The organism is Sulfitobacter sp. F26204 (assembly GCF_026410305.1).
GTDB lineage: Bacteria > Pseudomonadota > Alphaproteobacteria > Rhodobacterales > Rhodobacteraceae > Sulfitobacter.
On record NZ_JAPMLQ010000003.1, the window covers coordinates 434,708 to 453,939 of the forward strand.

Consider the following 19,232-nt stretch of genomic DNA (forward strand, 5'->3'; position numbering starts at 1 on the left):
AATTGCAGCCAAATTTGGTTTGGCTATCTATGACCGGAAATTGTCAGGAGCAATAAATGGCCATTACGAACACCGAAACGCGATATGGTAGTGTGACAAAAGGCTTTCACTGGCTGACCGCCTTTCTTATCATTACGTTGATCCCGCTTGGCTTGATCGCAAATCGCCTTCCCTTTGAAACTGACGCTGAACTGGCGCAAAAGGCCTGGCTGTTTTCCCTGCACAAGACACTTGGTGTCACTGTCTTTTTCGTGGCGATACTGCGCCTCCTTTGGACCCTATCCCAGCCCAAACCTCGCCTGTTGAACACAGATAGGCTGGTCGAGAGCTTCACAGCAGAAATGGTGCATTGGCTGCTTTATGCCTCGTTGATCATTGTTCCCTTGTCAGGGTGGATCTCACATGCCGCCGCACAAGGATTCGCGCCGATCTGGTGGCCATTTGGCCAATCCCTGCCGCTGGTGCCAAAATCCACGGGAATCGAACACCTCTTTTCTTCCGTGCATTGGTTTGCCAGCAAGCTGCTGGCCCTGTCTGTGCTCCTTCATATCGCAGGTGCTCTCAAACACCACTTTGTCGATCATGATGTCACCCTGCGCCGAATGTTGCCCGGTGACCTGTCAATCGGTTCGCTGCCTATACAGAAGCATAGCCGCAAGCCGATCATCGTCGCCGCAGCTGTTTGGGCATTGGTCATTGCCCTGGGCACCACCCAAGGGATAAGCGACAAAAACAGCACGTTTTCAGGCAAGTCACTGGCTGAGGTCACCTCGGACTGGTTGGTGGACAGGGGAAGCATCGAAATCACCGTCGTCCAGTTCGGAAGCGAAGTAACCGGTAATTTTGCCGATTGGACTTCAGCAATCAGTTTTGATGAAACGATCCCCGAAGGCGAGGTCGGCCACGTCACAACAACGATTGCAATTCCTTCTCTCACGCTTGGTTCGGTCACACAGCAGGCCTTTGGAGTCGATTTTTTTGACGCCGCAACCTATGAAACGGCCAAATTCGACGGGGTGATCCGCCACGCCATTGACGGCTACGAAGCGGTCGGCACCCTGACAATCAAGGACATAACAGTGCCGTTGGTCTTGCCTTTTAATCTGGCAGTGAACGAAGACGTCGCTGAAATGAGGGCCGATTTGACCCTGGACCGTCGAGACTTTGGCATCGGCGACAATATCGGCGATGAGGCCAGTCTTGCTTTTGCGGTCAAACTGGCGATCAAGCTTAAGGCCAGTCGCAGCGCGCCAGAATGACAAAGACAAGGCCCACCGGTTCCCGGCAGGCCCTGTCCCCTTAATCGTCGATGGCGCCTTACTCGACCTTCATTGCCTCGATCGAAATTTGGATTTGCACTTCGTCACTCACATAAGGCGCAAAGGCTCCCATATCAAAATCTGACCGTAAAACCGTTGTTGTAGCGTCAAAACCTGCCCAGTCCTGTCCTGTCTGAGGATGATCACCTTTCTGGTTCAATCTGGCATCCAGCACGACAGATTTGGTGATGTCATTCATCGTCAGATCGCCGGTGATCAACGCAGTAACTTCGCCGGTCACTTCAATCTGCGTCGATGCAAAGGTGACCATGTCGCCCTCTGCAACATCAAAGAATTCACCGGACATGAAATGCGTCATGCGCTGTTCCCAACCGGTAAACAACGATGCAACAGGGATCGACACGTTGACCAAAGAATTTTCCGGTATCTCGGCATCAAACATGATTTCGCCTTCAAATCCTGAAAACATACCGTAAGTTGTTGAAAAACCAAGGTGGTTGTAACTGAACAGCACTTGGCTATGGCTGGCATCCAGCATGTATTTGTCAGCAGCATATGCGCCGGAAGCGCCCAGTGTCAGGGCAACGGCGAGCATAAGGGATTTCATTTATTCAATCTCCAGTGGTTGATAGGTTGGGGCAAACTGCGCATCGTTTTCTTATTTCACAACCCAACATGGCTCCACAGAAGCTGCGCATTTGTGAACACTCGTGACACGGCACAAAACAAGCGCGCTGACATCATCAGCGCGCTGGAAAATGAACCTGAATTTTGAGTGATCGAACCTAGGCAAGCTTGCCGGCATCGCGCAGCCCGGCAACCAGACTCGACAGGGCGGAGCGGTCAGTCAAGCTGACCTCGGCCAGGAATTTGCCCGCATGATCCCACAAGCGCACAACGCTCCCCTCATGTTCGGCCCGCGCCAACTGCGCAAAACCACAGCTTTGCAAAACTTCAGGGACGACCCCGCGCTGGCGACGCACAAGCCGGACTTCACGACGGATAGTGTCAATTTCGACCTCAGGGGTGCGCGGTTTGGCGCTGGAACTGACCAATCCCAAACCTGCGATCACGGCAGTGAGCGACAGGATCAGTTTGAACAGCATGACGTCGTTTTCCCATGACGATCCGGGAACCATCCACAGTGCAAGCGCCGCAATGGTCAGAGACACACCCACCAGCCGTTGCGCACCACGAACGATCATCCGACCGCCATCAACCATACGCACGGGTTCGGCTGCGGGGGGGGTTGGATTCATAAACTCTGCTGTTGCAGTCATTGTCTTATCCCTCGGTCTTGGTTTTGTTGTTGAACAATTGTTCCGCGAACAAAAAGACCAAAAAGGGGCAGTCCCAAGTCAGAGCTGCGACCATGTCGGGGTATTAAGGTGTTGCGATGTCAAGCAAACCGCACTGCAACCGCAAAACATCCCTTGGACGCGACAGGTCAGGGAACAACAGCCGGCAGCTGAACCAAGGCGTCAACCCTGTTTGCCCTACCCTCAGCGACAAGGTCGTCGCCTCACTCAAGCATTCGGGAACGCATTGACCATTCAGTTCGATGCCGACATGAATTCGGCGCAGGTCCTATCAATCTCCTTGATTGCCATAGGTCGCCCCTCAAGTGTCCCTGAAACCTGCCAATCACTGCCCAGGGCAAACCAGCCTGAACTTCAAATCAACGATCCCGATCCCGTCCCCTGTCCGCCTTCGCCACGCACGGCCCTTGCCCTGCCCGCCAATGCGTGTATATGGACACTTCCTTTGCAAAGATTTGAACCGCGCAGTCTCTCGTGGTAGGGCCGCAAAGGAATGTGCCCTGCCTATGAAATGCGCCTCGAAATAAATGGAGATACCATGCCGCTGTATGAGCATGTTATGATTGCGCGTCAGGATCTGTCCAACACGCAAGCTGAAGGCCTTATCGAACATTTTGGCACCGTCCTCGCCGACAACGGCGGCAAACTCGTTGATAGCGAGTATTGGGGCGTCAAAACGATGGCATATAAAATCAACAAGAACCGCAAGGGCCACTATGCCTTCCTGCGCTCGGATGCCCCGGCTCCGGCTGTTCAGGAAATGGAGCGCCTGATGCGCCTGCATGACGACGTGATGCGCGTTCTGACCATCAAAATGGACGAGCATAAAGAGCTGCCTTCTGTTCAGATGCAAAAACGTGACGAGCGCCCTGAGCGCCGCGAACGTCGCTAACCCAAAGCTTGAGAGAAAGGACCTAAACCATGGCCGCAAAACCATTTTTCCGCCGTCGCAAAGTCTGCCCCTTCTCGGGCGACAATGCACCTGCGATCGATTACAAAGACACACGTCTGCTGCAGCGCTACATCTCTGAGCGTGGCAAAATCGTTCCTTCCCGTATCACTGCCGTTTCGGCGAAAAAGCAGCGTGAACTGGCCCGTGCCATCAAACGCGCCCGCTTCCTCGCCCTGCTGCCCTACGCTGTTAAGTAAGGAGAAAAGCACATGCATGTAATCCTTCTGGAACGCGTTTCGAAACTTGGCCAAATGGGCGAAGTTGTTGACGTAAAACCCGGCTATGCCCGCAATTTTCTTTTGCCTCAGGGCAAGGCGTTGAGCGCATCCAAAGCCAACATCGAAGCTTTCGAAGGCCGCAAGGCCCAGCTTGAGGCGCAAAACCTCGAGACCAAGAAAGAAGCCGAAGCGATGTCCGAAAAGCTGAATGGTCAGCAGTTCATCGTGATTCGCTCCGCCTCCGACGCCGGTGCGCTTTACGGTTCTGTCACCACCCGCGACGCGGCAGAGGCAGCAACCGAGGCAGGCTTTACCGTCGATCGCAAACAGGTTGTTCTGTCTGCACCGATCAAGGAACTGGGCGTTCACGACGTTACCGTCATTCTGCACCCCGAGGTTGAAGCCACCATTCAGTTGAACGTCGCCCGTTCCCCTGAAGAGGCAGAGCTTCAGGCATCCGGTAAGTCCATTCAGGAACTGGCCGCCGAAGAAGAAGCTGCCGCAGATTTCGAGATCGCTGAATTGTTTGACGACATCGGTTCCGCCGCGTCCGACGACGAAGCACTGGCCGAAACAGTCGAAGCCGTGATCGAAGACGGTGCCGCCGATGAAGACACGACAACGGGCGCATAAGCCGTTAGTGATTGAATGAAATAGGAAACGCCGCGCTTTCATGCGCGGCGTTTTTCGATGCTCACAAGTTTGAGTGCTGATCAGATGCGTCGCTTTTCCACACTTTGCACAGGCCGCTTGAATTTAGAATCGCTGCGCAATGCAATAAGAGCGCGGCTTACTTTCCTTACTGGTCTGCGGTCTCTTGCGCATTTGCCCTGATGGGTTTCCAGAACCTGCCCTACCCCAAACCCAACTGCCGGATCCATTGGATCAAGCAGCAGGTCGATCGTCAGGTGTATGTCGGTTTTGTCTGTTCCACGACGTGCAGGCGATGGTGGCATCGCAGTTGATCAACCGCCGATCAACCGTTTCAGAAAGGAGCGTGGTTTAGTCGGTGCCTTTGTCGCTTCCTGGGTCTCAACCACGGGGGTAATCGGTGGTAGCGTGGCCGCTTTGGGCATAATTTTCTCAGGCATATCTGCCTCTTCGGGCATCTGAGCACGGCTTTGCATATGCGGGGGCTGCTGCAAATGTGGCTGCGGAGTGGGCGTACGTGTCATCGGCGACTGCTTCATCGCTTCGATTTCGTCGGCATTCGTGCCTTCTTCGGCCAGAAGCTCAGCAATGGTTTTCATCGTCAGGGCGGTTTTCTCGTAACCGTTTTCCCCCTTGATGGGTTCGATGCGTCCGTATTCCATTTCTCTAATCTCCAAAAATCTTGGCAAAAACCGCGAATATTCGTGCGATTACGTCGAGTGTGGACTGAAGCTATCCGCAAAATGTGGTAACTTTGCGGTAAGGCTTGGACAAATTGATGCCAAACTCTTCGGATCACCCGCCCCACCGGTTTCGCATCTCTGGCGTGTTATAACGTTTGATCGGCGGTGATGGGCGAAAGCCTGCCATTCGCTGGCCCCCTGGTTGCGGCAGATGGCCCTTGGCCCTTAATCTGCAGCACTGGAATCAAAGAAGCACAATTTATGCACAGGACAACTCGCCGTACTTTTCTCATGCTTGTCTGCGCCTCCCTTGCTGGCTGCGCGACGCCGCGGCAACCAGACTCCGCACAGGCCGCCTTGCCGCTATTCCCCAATGAAACCCCTGAACTGCGTCGCAAGATCAACCATTGGGCTGATCATTACGAGCTGCCGCGCAGCCTGGTACACCGCCTGGCAATACGCGAAAGCACCCATAACCCACGTGCACGCAATGGCCCCTATTACGGGTTGCTGCAAATCCTGCCTGCGACCGCGCGATCCATGGGATTTCGCGGCCAACCAACCGATTTGCTGGATGCTGATACCAACCTTGAGTTTGCCCTGAAATATCTGCGCGGTGCCTGGCTGCTGTCAGACGGGGATCATGCCACCGCCATAAAATGGTATGCGCGCGGTTATTATTACGAGGCAAAAAGACGGGGCATGTTGGTTGAAACCGGATTGCGCCAAAGCTGAACCCTCTTGGTTTCCATCACCCTCTCTAGGGCCATGCACACGATACCCCCACAAAAAAGGCCGCACATCACAGCGCGGCCTTTCGAAGAATTAAAACTGTGTTGATCACTCAGCGTCTTCAAGCGCCTCAACAGCCTTCTGCAATTCGTCCTTGGACACTTCTTTCTCAGACACATTCGCGGCTTCTGCAATGTGGTCGACAACCTTGTCCTCAAACAAGGGCGCACGCAACTGCTGCTGCATTTGCTGGTTTTGCTGAACGAACTCAAAGAACTGGCGCTCCTGACCAGGGTATTGGCGCGCCTGATTCATGATTGCCTGGGTCATCTCGGCATCGGTCACCTCGACTTCGGCGCGCTGGCCGATCTCTGCCAGCAACAGTCCCAAACGCACGCGGCGGTTTGCCAGGGTTGTGTGTTCATCCGTTGTTTCGATCTCGGGGTGATCATGGCCTTCGACGTCAGGATTTTCTTCATGCCACAACTGATGCGCAATCTGGCCTGCTTCGGCTTTCACGAGTGACGGGGGAAGATCGAAATCGACCATCTTGTCCAATGCGTCCAGCAAACCGCGCTTCATGACCGCGCGGGAGGCGCCGGCATATTCCGCCTCAAGACGCTCGGCGATTTGCACCTTCAACGCAGCCAGATCCTCGGCACCGAATTTCTTGGCCATTTCATCGTTGATTTCAGCGGCAACAGGTTCTTTGACTTCCTTGATGGTGCAATCGAATACGGCTTCTTTGCCTGCCAGATGCTCTGCCTGGTATTCGTCCGGGAAGGTCACGGTCACAGCCTTTTCCTCACCCGCTTTCACACCGACCAATTGTTCTTCGAAACCTGGGATGAAGTTACCGGACCCCAGCACCAGAGGGAAATCATCCGCTGCACCGCCTTCAAAGGCTTCGCCGTCAACCTTGCCGAGGAAGTCCATGACAACCTGATCACCGTCTTTGGCTTTGGAACCTTTTTTGCGGGCTTTGAAATCCTGTGCGGTTTCAGCCAGATTCGCAAGCGCCTCTTCGATCGCTGCGTCGTCTGCCTTGACCACCAGCTTTTCCAACTTGATGCCGGACATATCCAACTCGGGAATCTCGGGAAGCGCTTCGTAGGACATGTCTACATTGACGTCATCGCCCTCTTTCCAGTCTTCGTTGGTCATTTTGACTTCGGGCTGCATTGCAGGGCGGTCGCCGGATTTCTCAAAATGTTCGGTCATGGCACCATCGATGCTTTCCTGCATCGCTTCGCCCATAACCTTCTGGCCAAACTGCTTTTTCAGCAGTGCCATCGGAACCTTGCCTTTGCGAAAACCCTTCATCTCGACTTCAGGCTGCGCTTCGGCCAGTTTTTCGTTGACCTTGGCTTCCAGTTCAGCGGCGGTCACCGTGATGGAATAGGCGCGTTTCAGACCTTCGTTCAGCGTCTCATTGACCTGCATGTGTGCTCCATAAAAATAAGCCGCGTGAGGGAATACGCGGGGGAAAATTTGCATCCTTCTATTAAGGTGTGCCCCAAGGTGCAAGGCCCGTTTGGCAAGGCGGGACCGGCCACGCCACCTTCCTGCCCGCCGCCAAGAAAATGCCTCACCGCCTGCCTGGGTATCAGCGCCCCTTGCAGGCTGAGACTGGCCTACATACCCAAGGCTTCTTTATACATTTCCATCACCGCCTCTTCTTCGGCAATGTCATCCGCATCGCGTTTGCGCAGCGCAATAACCTTGCGTAAAACCTTGGTGTCGTAACCGCGTGCCTTTGCCTCGGCCATGACCTCTTTTTGCTGTTCGGCCAGATCTTTCTTCTCTGCGTCCAGCCGCTCGATCCGCTCGACAAACTGGCGCAGTTCATTTGCTGTGACACGGTATGTTGCGTCGCCCTGGGCTTCAATAACGTCTGAATTGTTGGCTTGATCACTCATGTCTGGGTTTCCTGCGCTTGAGATCGTGTTTGCTTTGCACGCTGACTACCCCCCGCTTTCGTGACCTGCAAGCCACCCTTGCCCCTGCGCGGCATTTGGCGTAGCGGATAGCGCCATGGAAAATCAATCATCATCCGTCTTTGACATCGTCATCTGGTCCGGTGCCGCTCTGTCGCTGATGGGCCTTGCGGGTCTGGTCTGGTGCATTCTGCGGGTCAGCCGTGCCAAACGCGCCAATCTGGATGACGATGCAATGCGCAATGTGCTGCAATCCGCCTTGCCCGTGAACCTTGGTGCATTGTTTCTGTCGGTGATCGGTTTGATGATGGTCATCGTCGGTATCTTCCTCGCCTAAGTGTATGGTTCGACACGTGAACCGCTTGGCGAAATCTGAAATTCGGGCTATCTTGCATCCTGACCAAGGAGAGACCCCGAGATGCCACAATCCGTCCCTTCCCCGATAGTAACCGCATTTTTTGACGAAGGTACAAATACCGTCAGCTATGTCGTGCAAGACCCGCAGGGCTCCGCATGCGCCGTCATCGATTCAGTACTTGATTTCGACCAGGCTGCTGGACGCACTGAAACAGGGTCAGCGGACAAGATCATCGCCTTCATCCATGAAACGGGTCTGAAAACGGAATGGGTGCTGGAAAGCCACGTCCATGCCGACCACCTGTCCGCCGCCCCCTACCTGCGGGAAAAACTTGGCGGAAAAATCGGCATCGGCAACCGGATCAATGTGGTGCAGGATACCTTTGGCAAAGTCTTTAATGAGGGCACTGAATTTCAGCGGGATGGCAGCCAGTTTGACGCGCTTTTTGCCGATGGTGACAGCTTTCACATCGGGCAGATGCGTGCCGATGTGATGCATACGCCGGGCCATACGCCTGCCTGCCTAACCTATCACATCGGGGATGCGGCCTTTGTTGGTGATACACTGTTCATGCCGGATTTTGGCACGGCACGTTGTGATTTTCCCGGCGGCTCGGCCCATGATCTGTATCAATCCATCCAGCGTATCCTGTCCCTTCCAGACGAAACCCGCATCTTTGTCGGACATGATTACAAGGCACCGGGGCGCGACAAATTTGCCTGGGAAACAACCGTGTGCGCGCAAAAGGCCGTGAATGTCCATATTGGCGGTGGCACGGACGAGGACAGTTTTGTAAAATTGCGCGAGACACGCGATGCTCAGCTTGGAATGCCCAAGTTGATTTTTCCTTCGCTGCAGGTCAACATGCGTGCAGGCCATATGCCCCCCGCCGACAAAGACGGCAGGGTCATGCTGAAACTACCAATTAACCGACTATGAACCGGCAGCTGACCTCTGGACAGTTTTATTCACCTTGCGTAAGGGATCGGTATGAATATCCGACAGTTAACCCCCCGCTATTTCGTCAGCCCGCAAATCGCCAGCGAGGACATGGCCGACCTCAAGGCGGCAGGTATCACGCGAATCTTGTGCAACCGGCCTGACGCCGAAGTCCCGCCAACCCATGCCAGTGCTGCGATCCGCGACGCTGCCGAGGCTGCAGGGTTGAGTTTTGTACAACAGCCCCTGACCCATCAAAGCATGGTACCCGATGTGATCGCCAAGAACCGCGATCTGGGATCGGGCAGCGACGAGGTCGTGCTGGCCTATTGCGCTTCGGGCACCCGTTCGACCATCGCATGGGCCCTGGCACAGGCCGGAGAGATGGAGGCGGATCATATCATCGAAACCGCAGCCAACGCAGGGTATGACATCGCCCATATGCGCGGAGCACTGGCGCAACCCTTTATTTGATCGGGCGGCCCTTCCCCTGGTCCGGCTGCCGCCCGCACTGGACCTGACAAAGGTCGCTGTTGCGCAATCCGTGGTATCCTGGGCTGCGATCAGTTCGACAGTTTCAGCATTTCCAGCGCATAAAACCTACAGCACCCCTTCATCAGCTTCGTGAGACATCAGAACGTGCCGGGGTCCTTGCCTCGCGATAAGTCGTATCAAAGGCCAGGGCCGTACCAGGCAGGAACACCCGGAACGCGCCGCCGTTATGTCCCTTGAGATAGCTGATCCCCCCGCCCAGCCGTTCCATGATTTCCTGACAGATTGCCAACCCCAGTCCGGCACCATCCCCCTGTGACCCGCCGATGCGATAAAACTTTTCAAAGATCACCGCTTGTTCGTCCGGTGCGATGCCCTGGCCATTGTCGACAAAATCAACCGTCAAACCTGTATCGGTCAGCTTCGGTGAAATGGTGAGTTCCGGCACATCCGTCATGCAGTATTTCTGGGAATTGCTGATAAGATTGATGAACACCTGAACCAACCGGTCCAGGTCAGTGTTAAGCACAACATCCTTTTCGTTCGGGACCACGTGGACCTTCAAACGTCCCTCGCCCCCTGAAACGACCGTCGTGACCGCCCGTGCGATCACATTATGAAGTCCATCCTGTCCCAGATACAGTGAGACCTGGCCGTTTTCCAACACCGATAAATCCAACAGATCATCCAGCAGCCGGGTTAACCGCAGCGTTTCAGAATGAATGATGGAGGCATACCGCGTCTTGTCCGCTTCCGTCAGGCTACTGGTATCGCGCAGGATTTCTGAAAATGACCGGATCGAGGTCATCGGTGTCCTCAGCTCGTGGCTGATCTGGCTGAGAAACCCGTCCTTTTGCAACGACAACTGGGTCAATTTCTCGTTCGCCATGCGCAACTGCGCCGCGGTCTCGGAAAGCTCTTGTGATTTTTGCTCCAGTTGACTCGAATATTCCAGCATCTGGGCAGATTCATCCGCCACCGCCAGCAAATCCTGCACAGAAACCGCGCTGCTGCCAACGATCTGCGCAACCATTGCATGGGCCGTTGCCGCCCCGACGGACGCGGCCAACTCGCGCTCCAGGGCTTCGATGAAATCTGGTGTCGGCTCAGGTAGATGTCCGGGAACACCCTGCGCCTTGGCCTGTTTGCGAAAGAACCTTTGCGCCTCGGATGCACCAAGAATGCGCTGGCTCATGATCATCAAATCTTCGCTGCCTGCAACCGAGGCCGTCCAGAACCGCGACGGTCCGGAATGATCCAGTACATTTACAAACTGTGCTCCCTGCAAGCGCTCGATCGGGTCAGGGAAGGTCAGCAATGAAACCAGCGTGAACATCATGAGGTTCAGCGACAGGCTCCAGACTACGGCATGAACCGTGGGGTCCAGCCCTTCGATGCCGAACAACGCTTGTGGACGCAGCCAGTTGAGGCCAAAGAGACCATGTTCGAATGTTTCGCGTGACAAGGACGCATCGACGCCAAAACTGGGCAACAGCATGGTAAACAGCCAGATGGCAAAACCCAGCCCCAAGCCACAGAGCGCCCCGTTTCGCGTCGCGCCACGCCAAAAAATACCGCCCAACAACGCCGGAAGAAACTGTGCAACACCTCCAAAACTAATGGTGCCGATGGCGGCAAGTGCCCCACTGCCGCCCGAGGCCCGGTAATATAAAAAGCCCAGCGCAATGATGAGCAGAATGGACAGGCGCCGGGCACGGATCACCACACCACGCACATCGCCTGATTGCGTCGCCCCTCCCTGCCGCAGCGTGAGCCAGACAGGCATCACGATGTGGTTGCTGACCATGGTACTGAGGGCCAGGGTGGCCACAATGACCATCGAGGTTGCGGATGAAAAACCGCCAAGGAAAGACAGCGTCGCCAGACCGTTCTGGTTTTGGCTCAACGGCAGGTTGAGGACAAACAGATCCGGGTTTGAGCCTTCGGGCAACAAATCCAGTCCGACAACCGCAATCGGCACCACAAAGAGGCTCATTAGCATCAGATAGGTGGGAAAAGCCCATGATGCGATTTGCAAATACCGCTCGTCATCGTTTTCGACCACCATCACCTGAAACATGCGCGGAAGGCACAGGAAGGCGGCGGCAGACAAAACGGTCAATGCGACCCAGCGGCTGCTCTGCACCTCCCATGCGCCGATTTTCGAAGCGTCGATCCGGGCCAGGGTCTCGCTCAAACCGCCGGCCAACCCCCACACCACGAATGCACCGACCGCCAGCAAAGCAACCAGCTTTACAACCGCTTCCGCAGCAATCGCAATCACAATGCCATGGTGGCGTTCGTTAACGTTCAGGTTCCGGGTGCCGAAAAGGACCGTGAACAACGCCAGTCCAGTGGCAACCCAGAATGCGGCTTGTGTCGGATTAAACCCGTGCCCTTCGCCTTCCAAGGCGGCAAAGGTCGCCAGGGACAGAACCACAGATTGCAATTGCAGCGCGATGTATGGGGTCACCCCGATCACCGCCATAAGGGTCACGACAATCGCCAGGGTATTCGACTTGCCATAACGCGACGAGATCAGATCCGCGATCGAGGTCGCACGCTGGTTGCGCCCGATACTGACCAGACGGCGCAAGATCCACCACCAGCCGATCATGACCAATGACGGCCCGAGATAGATCGTCACATACTCCAGTCCCGATCGCGCCGCATAGCCGACGGCACCGTAAAAGGTCCAGGCGGTGCAATAAATCGACAACGACAGGGTATATACAAGGGGCGAACGCAGCACAGCGGCAAACCGGCCTTGCATCGCTGCACGTTCAGCCAGAAACGCGATGACAAACAGGAACACCACATAGGCCAGACAGACGAACACCAGTTGGTTGATACCGACCGTCATTCAACTGTGTCCTGAGCGTTCGCAGGCTCTGATGGGTGTTGCACCCGCGTCTTGCGCCACAAGAGCCAGCCAGAGATCACCAGCATCAGCCATACACAGAAAAGATAGCGCAACGCGGTGCTCATCGGGATGCCGTTCTTTGCGACCTCTGCTGCGGGCAAGGGCCAGAGCAACGGAACCATCCACAAGGCCAACCCCAAAAACGGCAGGAACCGCACAGCGTCCATCATCCTGCGCAGACGGTAACTGCGGCGTTCCAGAAAAACAGGGCGGTCTGCCATGGGCATTTCCCCTAAGCTCAGCTGGTCAGGTCGCGCACTGCGTCCAACATTTCGGCATTCGAAAACGGTTTGGTCATAAAGCGGCTCACGCCTGCTTTTTCCGCCATCTCGCGGTCACGTGACTGACCGCGTGCGGTCAGCATCAACACCGGCAAGGCCGCAAACGCCGGATCACTGCGCAAGTCATGCAATATCTCGAAACCGCTCTTGCCCGGCAACATCACATCCAGCATCACCAGATCAGGAGAGACATTGCGGATCACCTCGACAGCGGAAATACCGTTGGCCAATGTTTCGACGCGCCAGCCTTCGTTTGACAACAAAAACCGAATGGCCTCTGCAATGTTTACTTCGTCTTCAACCAACACAACATGTTTGCTCAAGTGCGACGGCCCTCCCCCTTTGCAGCGCCCGCTCCGTCTGATGCGGATGTAACGCTGTCAGATAACCATGCACCGGAGATGCAGGCCTGTCAAAAGGTGATCTTCGCTGCTTGCCGTGGAACTAGACCCCGACACTCAGCACAGAGGGTTCTCGTCTTGCATGACAATTATCCTGCGGACAGACCCGACAGGTTGATCCAACGCCAAGACTTTGATCACCGCCAACTTTGGCCGGAAGCAACAACATGACGGCCTGAACCAAAGGGGCAGTGTTGTATCCGGCAATCGAAACAGTCTCAGCCGCCGCATATCCGTCAAAGGAAGCATCGGCACGCCCCGATTGAGTGATGCGGGCATGTGCCGCGCTCCCCGGCTGCCCAAGAGCCACGAACAACGGCCAAAGCGGACAACAAGATCCATGTCGCGGCACGGTAAAACCCTCAATGGATTTGCGAAAGATCACCGTGCCGGAACGGTCACAAACGACCAATCCCGCACCAAGTTCCGGCAAGGCCGCCATCCGGCGCAACAGGCACGGCAGCGGGCAGTGCAACTGCTGCGCCAAGGTCAGCGGATCGGCACCCACCCGCGCAACGGCCGCTCTGAGGTCTGACAGCTTCAGCACTGCGGCATCTTCCGCCACCTGACGCAGGGCAAAGGTGGTGATGAATTTGGACGCCGCGGACACCAGTTGCGGCGCGGCCTGTACCATTTTGTCCACAACCTCTGGCCCAGGCGTGCCCAATTCCAGTTGAGCAAAACTGAAATTGTTCGCACCCAGATAGAGTTCTACCTCTTCCTGTGGAGAACCGGCTGCATCCACCGCGCCCGTTTCGGCATCCAGATAAGCCACAATCGATTCTGCACTGGCGGATAACCGTCGGCTGTCTTGATGAATGTTGGCATGAAACCGGTCCCGCCATTCCGGTTGCAAGGTCTCTGTCTCGGCCAGAATAGCTGCGGTCGACCGGATGGCAGCAGCGGTACTCAACAATTCATGCATCGAAGCCGCAAGATGGGGATCATGGGCCAGACGGTCGTTCAGCGCCTCGATCGTCTGCTCCAGGGCGGCAACCCGTTTTGCCGTGCCCGCCAGCACATCGGCCCACCCGGGGAAACGTCCGGCAAACTCATCCGCGCGCGCGGATTCCTCGCCGCTCATCCCGGCACGATCCGCCGCTTCACGCAACGTGGCCAGCAAGGCGGCTTCGGCCCCTTCGGTCAGTGCATTCGGTTCAACGCCCAACGCAGCTGCAATGTTGAGCAACAATTTGCCACCGATTCTGCGCCGATTGTGCTCGATCAGATTGAGGTAACTGGGCGAGATTCCGATCTGACGGGCGAGGTCGGCCTGTTTGAGCCCCGCCATCACACGACGTTCACGGATGCGGCTGCCGGTAAGTGCCTCCCTTGCCATGAATTCTGCCCCCGTAAATCTACGCAATATCGCGCAATTTCAAAGCGTTTCTGCGCTGCAATATTACTTTGTTTACAAAATTTCATCCGAAATTGCGAACATTTTTACAAAATAAGTGTGACCTCCAAGGGGGTTATTGATCGGTTTTCTCAAATCAAGCGATACTGGCTTTGCACAATTGTGTCGTACTGCCCTGGAGGATGGGCAGGCGAATAATAATCCGGGAGGAATCTATGTCATTTTCGAACCCCACACGTCGTGGCCTGATCAAAACAGGTGCCGTGGCAAGTGCCGGTCTTGCACTGCCGACGTATCTGCGCGCTGACGGCCACTCCGGCTTTACCAACGCACCCACTGGCTCAACGGTAACTCTGGGCTTCAACGTCCCGCAAACCGGCCCCTATGCCGAAGAAGGTCTTGACGAACTGCGCGCGCAGGAGCTGGCAGTCCAGCATCTGAACGGCGAAGGCGACGGCGGGATGATGAACACATTCAGTTCCAAGGCACTGAAGGGCAACGGCATCCTGGGCAAGAAGGTCGAATTCGTCACTGGCGACACTCAGACCAAGTCAGACGCTGCCCGCGCATCTGCAAAAGCCATGATTGAAAAAGACGGGGCCGTCATGATCAACGGCGGGTCTTCTTCTGGTGTAGCTGTTGCTGTTCAGGGTCTTTGCCAGGAAGCCGGTGTCATCTTTATGGCCGGGTTGACGCATTCCAACGACACCACAGGCAAGGATAAGAAGGCCAACGGGTTCCGTCACTTCTTTAATGGTTACATGTCGGCAGCCGCGCTCGCGCCAGTGTTGAAAAACGCCTATGGTTCCGACCGTAAGGCCTACCACCTGACCGCAGACTATACATGGGGCTGGACACAGCAGGAATCGATTGCAGCCGCAACCGAGGCAATGGGCTGGGAAACAGTCAACAATGTTTTGACGCCGCTCGCTTCCACTGACTTCTCTTCTTATATCGCCCCAGTCCTGAACTCAGGTGCCGATGTTCTGGTTCTGAACCACTACGGCGGGAACATGGTAAACTCCTTGACGAATGCAGTTCAGTTCGGCCTGCTGGACAAGGAAGTGAATGGCAAGAAGTTTGAAATCGTTGTGCCTTTGTACTCCGAGTTGATGGCCGCTGGTGCGGGCGCAAACGTGCAGGGTGTTATCGGCTCAATGAACTGGAACTGGCAGCTTCAGGATGAGGGCTCCAAGGCCTTTGTCAAATCCTTTGGTGAAAAATATGGCCGTCCGCCGTCCAACTCTGCACACACCTGCTATGTTCAGACGCTGCTTTATGCGGATGCGGTCGAACGCGCTGGCACATTCAATCCCTGTGGTGTTGTCGAAGCTCTGGAAGATTTCGAATTCGATGGTTTGGGCAATGGTCCGGTTCTGTACCGCGGCGATGACCACCAGTGTTTCAAGGACGTGTTGGTCATGAAGGGCAAAGAGAACCCGACCAACGAATATGACACGCTGGAAATTGTCGAAGTGACTCCGCGTGCGCAAGTAGAATATGCGCCGGATCACCCGATGTTTGCCGGTGGCGAGCTGGGTTCATGTAACCCCGGCGCATAAGCCTGCGACTTCGTTACAGAAATTACAGGGCGCATCCTTTTGTGGTGCGCTCTGTCCCATGACGCCGCGCACTGTTTTCGGGGGCTGCGGGCGACATTTTCCAAAAGGTGGGGACCATGGACGCAATTATTCTTCAATTTCTGAATGGCCTGGACAAGGGATCCGCATATGCGCTGATCGCTTTGGGCCTGACGCTGATCTTTGGCACGCTCGGGGTGGTCAACTTTGCCCACGGAGCCTTGTTCATGATCGGTGCGTTCTGTTCTGTCACCGTGCAGCGTATTCTGACTCTCAGTTCGGAATCCCTCTCCGCAACCGAAAAGGATTTTCTGGGCAACCCCCTGAAAATCAAAACTCCCTATGTCGAAAACTGGTTCGGCCCCGAGGTCGGTGCCGCCTTGATTGACTGGTCCGTCCCCCTTGCAATCGTTTTTGCGATTCCGGTGATGCTGCTGGTTGGTTTCATCATGGAACGCGGGTTGATCAAACATTTCTACAAACGCCCACACGCTGACCAAATTCTTGTGACCTTCGGTCTTGCCATCGTTTTGCAGGAAGTGATCAAATACTTTTACGGAGCCAATCCGCTTCCCACGCCTGCCCCGTCTGTATTTGTCGGCAGTTTTGATTTCGGCCCGCTTCTGGGTCTTGATACCTCGCTGGCTTATCCTTACTGGCGTCTGGTCTATTTTGCCTTCTCGGCGGCGATCATCGGTGCGGTTTTTGCTTTCTTGCAGTTCACCACCTTCGGGATGGTGGTCCGCGCCGGAATGGCAGACCGAGAGACCGTTGGTCTGCTGGGCATCGACATCGACCGGCGTTTTACCATCATGTTCGGCATTGCGGCTGCGGTCGCGGGTTTGGCCGGTGTCATGTACGCGCCCATCAACTCACCCAATTACCATATGGGCATGGATTTTCTGGTGCTCAGTTTCGTGGTTGTTGTTGTGGGCGGCATGGGTTCCCTGCCCGGAGCGGTTCTGGCAGGCTTCATGCTGGGCATCCTCGAAAGCCTCGCTTCAATGAATGAAATCAAGAATATTTTGCCCGGGATCGACCAGATCATCATCTACGTAGTGGCAATTATTATCTTGCTGACACGTCCACGTGGCCTGATGGGTCGCAAAGGCGTGATGGAGGAATAGGACATGTTTGGACTTAACAAAAGAGACGCGGGTCTCCTGCTGGTTGTTGCTGGCCTCGCACTTTTCGCGCCTTTCCTGCTGAACCCTTTCCCGACAGACTCGGCCATGGCCCAGTTCAACGCCGGTTACCCCGACCTGATGCAACGCTTTGTGATTTTTGGCGTCTTCGCTGTCGGCTTCAACCTGCTGTTTGGCCTCACCGGCTATCTCAGCTTTGGGCATGCTGCCTTTCTCGGTATCGGATCATATTCTGCCGTCTGGATGTTCAAACTTCTTGGTTACAACATCCTGCCCGGCATGATCCTGTCGGTTGTCGTGTCAGCAGTCTTTGCCCTGATGATCGGCTATATATCGCTGCGTCGTTCAGGCATCTATTTCTCGATCCTGACCTTGGCCTTTGCACAGATGCTCTTTGCCATCGCCTATTCCGATCTGATTGGCCGCTTTTTCGGCACCCCCATAACAAACGGCGAAACCGGCTTGCAGGTTTACACCTCCGACCCGCAATTCTTTCACTCCGAAAACCTGCCAGACATCCCGCATATTTTCGGTCAAAAGATGCAATCCACCTACACGTTGGACGTCGGTGCCTGGAGCTTTGATTTCAACTTTGGTTACTACTTCTGTGCGCTGATCCTGATTGCCGCGTTCTATCTGGCGATCCGCATCTTCCGTTCCCCCTTCGGTCTGATGCTGCGTGCGGTGAAATCAAACCAGCAGCGGATGAACTACACCGGTCTAAACACACGCCCCTATACACTGGCCGTATTTGTGATCTCTGGCATGTATGCCGGTCTTGCGGGCGGTCTGATGGCTTCCATGGACCCTCTTGCAGGGGCAGAACGGATGCAATGGACGGCCTCCGGTGAGGTGGTCCTGATGACCATCCTCGGTGGCGCTGGCACGCTGATCGGGCCGATCCTCGGTGCCGGTTTCATCAAATACTTCGAAAACATCTTTGCCAAAATCAACGATAATGTCCTGCACAGCTGGTTCTCTTTCATGCCCGACGGGCTTGAGAACCTCATGGTCGCCCTGGTCCATCCGTTTGTCGGCAAAGGCTGGCATCTGACCCTCGGTCTGTTGTTCATGCTGGTTGTGATCTTTCTGCCAGGCGGGCTTGTCGAAGGCGGCCAGCGCATTGCCCAAAGACTCCGCGGCAAAAAAGCGGCTGAGAAAGCCACCGATACCTCGAAAACCCCCGCAGAATAAGGAAAGACATCATGGCTATTCTTGAAGTTAAAAATGTGGGCAAACGGTTCGGCGGTCTTCAGGCCCTGGGCGATGTGAACCTCAACGTCGAAGAAAACACCTGCCACGCAATCATCGGGCCAAACGGTGCGGGCAAATCAACATTGCTGAATTGTCTGGTCGGCAAACTGATCCCGGACACCGGATCGGTAATGTTTGACGGGCAATCTGTTTTGGGGCGCAAACCCTATGAGATCAACCAGATGGGCATTTCCCGAGTGTTCCAGACACCCGAGATCTTTTCCGATCTGACGGTCATGGAAAACATGTTGATCCCCTGTTTCGCCAAACGGGACGGAGCCTTCCGCATGCACGCTATTGGCAGCATCGAAAAGGATCAGGACATCGTTGGCAAAGCCGAGCAAATGTTAATCGATATGAACCTGATCGACAAACGCGAGATGCAGTCGTCGTCAATGTCACGCGGTGACAAACGCCGTCTTGAGATTGCCATGTGCCTGGCACAAGAACCGCGCCTGTTGCTTTTGGATGAACCGACGGCAGGTATGGCGCGCGCTGATACCAACAACACCATCGATCTGTTGAAACAGATCAAGGACGAACGCGACATCACGATCGCCATCATCGAACATGACATGCATGTTGTGTTCTCCCTGTCGGATCGCATCACAGTATTGGCGCAGGGCACCCCCCTTGTCGAAGATACGCCGGACAAAATCAAAGGCCACCCAAAGGTACGCGAAGCCTATCTGGGTGAATCCCAGGATGCCGCCTAAGCGCGCCCCAGCCG

The 19,232-nt window shown here is 55.3% G+C and carries 21 protein-coding genes; 12 read left to right on the forward strand and 9 right to left on the reverse strand.

What is annotated here, in order from left to right:
- Positions 1-56 precede the first annotated feature (56 nt).
- On the forward strand, positions 57-1,259 hold the full coding sequence (locus OS190_RS10975) for a cytochrome b/b6 domain-containing protein (protein WP_267158725.1): 1,203 nt from the start codon (positions 57-59) through the stop codon (positions 1,257-1,259).
- 58 nt (positions 1,260-1,317) lie between these two features.
- On the opposite strand, the gene OS190_RS10980 is transcribed toward OS190_RS10975, so the two are convergent.
- Positions 1,318-1,887, reverse strand: coding sequence for a YceI family protein (locus OS190_RS10980; RefSeq protein WP_267158726.1), 570 nt, complete (start codon positions 1,885-1,887; stop codon positions 1,318-1,320).
- Positions 1,888-2,065: 178 nt separating this feature from the next.
- Entirely contained in the window at positions 2,066-2,560 is a 495-nt protein-coding gene (locus OS190_RS10985) for a hypothetical protein (protein WP_267158727.1), read from the reverse strand.
- A gap of 577 nt (positions 2,561-3,137) precedes the next feature.
- Between OS190_RS10985 and rpsF the strand changes: the two genes are divergently transcribed.
- The 3 genes from rpsF to rplI are packed head-to-tail and all read left to right on the forward strand — an operon-like array spanning position 3,138 to position 4,402.
- Entirely contained in the window at positions 3,138-3,491 is a 354-nt protein-coding gene (rpsF, locus tag OS190_RS10990) for a 30S ribosomal protein S6 (RefSeq protein WP_267158728.1), read from the forward strand.
- A gap of 29 nt (positions 3,492-3,520) precedes the next feature.
- A complete protein-coding gene (gene rpsR / locus OS190_RS10995; protein WP_005852865.1) occupies positions 3,521-3,748 on the forward strand; it encodes a 30S ribosomal protein S18 in 228 nt (75 codons plus the stop codon).
- Positions 3,749-3,760: 12 nt separating this feature from the next.
- On the forward strand, positions 3,761-4,402 hold the full coding sequence (gene rplI / locus OS190_RS11000) for a 50S ribosomal protein L9 (protein ID WP_267158729.1): 642 nt from the start codon (positions 3,761-3,763) through the stop codon (positions 4,400-4,402).
- Positions 4,403-4,734: 332 nt separating this feature from the next.
- Here rplI and OS190_RS11005 read toward each other — a convergent pair whose 3' ends face one another.
- Positions 4,735-5,082: a hypothetical protein gene (locus OS190_RS11005; RefSeq protein ID WP_267158730.1), complete on the reverse strand. Its 348-nt coding sequence runs from the start codon at positions 5,080-5,082 to the stop codon at positions 4,735-4,737.
- Positions 5,083-5,364: 282 nt separating this feature from the next.
- On the opposite strand from OS190_RS11005, the gene OS190_RS11010 reads away from it, so the two are divergent.
- Positions 5,365-5,838, forward strand: a complete 474-nt coding sequence (locus OS190_RS11010) for a transglycosylase SLT domain-containing protein (protein ID WP_416237394.1) — start codon at positions 5,365-5,367, stop codon at positions 5,836-5,838.
- Between the two features lie 105 nt (positions 5,839-5,943).
- Here OS190_RS11010 and tig read toward each other — a convergent pair whose 3' ends face one another.
- Positions 5,944-7,278 carry a trigger factor gene (gene tig, locus OS190_RS11015; protein ID WP_267158731.1) on the reverse strand — a complete coding sequence of 445 codons (1,335 nt, stop codon included), beginning with the start codon at positions 7,276-7,278 and terminating at the stop codon, positions 5,944-5,946.
- Between the two features lie 191 nt (positions 7,279-7,469).
- Complete coding sequence (locus OS190_RS11020) at positions 7,470-7,754, reverse strand: DUF2312 domain-containing protein (protein ID WP_267158732.1); 285 nt, start codon at positions 7,752-7,754, stop codon at positions 7,470-7,472.
- Between the two features lie 115 nt (positions 7,755-7,869).
- Between OS190_RS11020 and OS190_RS11025 the strand changes: the two genes are divergently transcribed.
- The 3 genes from OS190_RS11025 to OS190_RS11035 all read left to right on the forward strand — a co-directional run bounded on the left by OS190_RS11025 (position 7,870) and on the right by OS190_RS11035 (position 9,543).
- Complete coding sequence (locus OS190_RS11025; protein ID WP_267158733.1) at positions 7,870-8,109, forward strand: hypothetical protein; 240 nt, start codon at positions 7,870-7,872, stop codon at positions 8,107-8,109.
- A gap of 81 nt (positions 8,110-8,190) precedes the next feature.
- Positions 8,191-9,069 carry an MBL fold metallo-hydrolase gene (locus OS190_RS11030; protein WP_267158734.1) on the forward strand — a complete coding sequence of 293 codons (879 nt, stop codon included), beginning with the start codon at positions 8,191-8,193 and terminating at the stop codon, positions 9,067-9,069.
- Between the two features lie 51 nt (positions 9,070-9,120).
- Positions 9,121-9,543 (forward strand): protein tyrosine phosphatase family protein, encoded by a 423-nt coding sequence (locus tag OS190_RS11035; protein WP_267158735.1) that lies wholly within the window; start codon positions 9,121-9,123, stop codon positions 9,541-9,543.
- A 142-nt stretch (positions 9,544-9,685) separates the two neighbouring features.
- Here OS190_RS11035 and OS190_RS11040 read toward each other — a convergent pair whose 3' ends face one another.
- From OS190_RS11040 to OS190_RS11055, 4 genes are all read right to left on the reverse strand, one after another.
- Entirely contained in the window at positions 9,686-12,424 is a 2,739-nt protein-coding gene (locus tag OS190_RS11040) for an ATP-binding protein (protein ID WP_267158736.1), read from the reverse strand.
- Positions 12,421-12,705 carry a hypothetical protein gene (locus OS190_RS11045; RefSeq protein ID WP_267158737.1) on the reverse strand — a complete coding sequence of 95 codons (285 nt, stop codon included), beginning with the start codon at positions 12,703-12,705 and terminating at the stop codon, positions 12,421-12,423. The genes OS190_RS11040 and OS190_RS11045 overlap by 4 nt, the downstream gene beginning before the upstream one ends.
- Before the next feature lie 17 nt (positions 12,706-12,722).
- Positions 12,723-13,088 carry a response regulator transcription factor gene (locus OS190_RS11050; protein WP_267158738.1) on the reverse strand — a complete coding sequence of 122 codons (366 nt, stop codon included), beginning with the start codon at positions 13,086-13,088 and terminating at the stop codon, positions 12,723-12,725.
- Between the two features lie 121 nt (positions 13,089-13,209).
- Positions 13,210-14,505, reverse strand: coding sequence for a helix-turn-helix domain-containing protein (locus OS190_RS11055; protein WP_267158827.1), 1,296 nt, complete (start codon positions 14,503-14,505; stop codon positions 13,210-13,212).
- A gap of 233 nt (positions 14,506-14,738) precedes the next feature.
- Between OS190_RS11055 and OS190_RS11060 the strand changes: the two genes are divergently transcribed.
- The 4 genes from OS190_RS11060 to OS190_RS11075 all read left to right on the forward strand — a co-directional run bounded on the left by OS190_RS11060 (position 14,739) and on the right by OS190_RS11075 (position 19,218).
- Positions 14,739-16,085 (forward strand): substrate-binding protein, encoded by a 1,347-nt coding sequence (locus OS190_RS11060; RefSeq protein WP_267158739.1) that lies wholly within the window; start codon positions 14,739-14,741, stop codon positions 16,083-16,085.
- A 116-nt stretch (positions 16,086-16,201) separates the two neighbouring features.
- Positions 16,202-17,230: a branched-chain amino acid ABC transporter permease gene (locus OS190_RS11065; RefSeq protein WP_267158740.1), complete on the forward strand. Its 1,029-nt coding sequence runs from the start codon at positions 16,202-16,204 to the stop codon at positions 17,228-17,230.
- Between the two features lie 3 nt (positions 17,231-17,233).
- Complete coding sequence (locus OS190_RS11070) at positions 17,234-18,442, forward strand: branched-chain amino acid ABC transporter permease (RefSeq protein WP_267158741.1); 1,209 nt, start codon at positions 17,234-17,236, stop codon at positions 18,440-18,442.
- Between the two features lie 11 nt (positions 18,443-18,453).
- Positions 18,454-19,218, forward strand: a complete 765-nt coding sequence (locus OS190_RS11075; protein ID WP_267158742.1) for an ABC transporter ATP-binding protein — start codon at positions 18,454-18,456, stop codon at positions 19,216-19,218.
- Positions 19,219-19,232 lie beyond the last annotated feature (14 nt).

Coding starts and splice junctions, on each gene's coding strand:
- OS190_RS10985 (WP_267158727.1), bottom strand. CDS start 2,560: ATGACTGCAACAGCAGAGTTTATGAATCCAACCCCCCCCGCAGCCGAA.
- tig (WP_267158731.1), bottom strand. CDS start 7,278: ATGCAGGTCAATGAGACGCTGAACGAAGGTCTGAAACGCGCCTATTCC.
- OS190_RS11035 (WP_267158735.1), top strand. CDS start 9,121: ATGAATATCCGACAGTTAACCCCCCGCTATTTCGTCAGCCCGCAAATC.
- OS190_RS11045 (WP_267158737.1), bottom strand. CDS start 12,705: ATGGCAGACCGCCCTGTTTTTCTGGAACGCCGCAGTTACCGTCTGCGC.
- OS190_RS11030 (WP_267158734.1), top strand. CDS start 8,191: ATGCCACAATCCGTCCCTTCCCCGATAGTAACCGCATTTTTTGACGAA.
- OS190_RS11025 (WP_267158733.1), top strand. CDS start 7,870: ATGGAAAATCAATCATCATCCGTCTTTGACATCGTCATCTGGTCCGGT.
- OS190_RS11075 (WP_267158742.1), top strand. CDS start 18,454: ATGGCTATTCTTGAAGTTAAAAATGTGGGCAAACGGTTCGGCGGTCTT.
- OS190_RS11070 (WP_267158741.1), top strand. CDS start 17,234: ATGTTTGGACTTAACAAAAGAGACGCGGGTCTCCTGCTGGTTGTTGCT.
- OS190_RS11005 (WP_267158730.1), bottom strand. CDS start 5,082: ATGGAATACGGACGCATCGAACCCATCAAGGGGGAAAACGGTTACGAG.
- OS190_RS11060 (WP_267158739.1), top strand. CDS start 14,739: ATGTCATTTTCGAACCCCACACGTCGTGGCCTGATCAAAACAGGTGCC.
- rpsR (WP_005852865.1), top strand. CDS start 3,521: ATGGCCGCAAAACCATTTTTCCGCCGTCGCAAAGTCTGCCCCTTCTCG.
- OS190_RS10980 (WP_267158726.1), bottom strand. CDS start 1,887: ATGAAATCCCTTATGCTCGCCGTTGCCCTGACACTGGGCGCTTCCGGC.
- rplI (WP_267158729.1), top strand. CDS start 3,761: ATGCATGTAATCCTTCTGGAACGCGTTTCGAAACTTGGCCAAATGGGC.
- OS190_RS11065 (WP_267158740.1), top strand. CDS start 16,202: ATGGACGCAATTATTCTTCAATTTCTGAATGGCCTGGACAAGGGATCC.
- rpsF (WP_267158728.1), top strand. CDS start 3,138: ATGCCGCTGTATGAGCATGTTATGATTGCGCGTCAGGATCTGTCCAAC.
- OS190_RS10975 (WP_267158725.1), top strand. CDS start 57: ATGGCCATTACGAACACCGAAACGCGATATGGTAGTGTGACAAAAGGC.
- OS190_RS11040 (WP_267158736.1), bottom strand. CDS start 12,424: ATGACGGTCGGTATCAACCAACTGGTGTTCGTCTGTCTGGCCTATGTG.
- OS190_RS11020 (WP_267158732.1), bottom strand. CDS start 7,754: ATGAGTGATCAAGCCAACAATTCAGACGTTATTGAAGCCCAGGGCGAC.
- OS190_RS11055 (WP_267158827.1), bottom strand. CDS start 14,505: ATGGCAAGGGAGGCACTTACCGGCAGCCGCATCCGTGAACGTCGTGTG.
- OS190_RS11010 (WP_416237394.1), top strand. CDS start 5,365: ATGCACAGGACAACTCGCCGTACTTTTCTCATGCTTGTCTGCGCCTCC.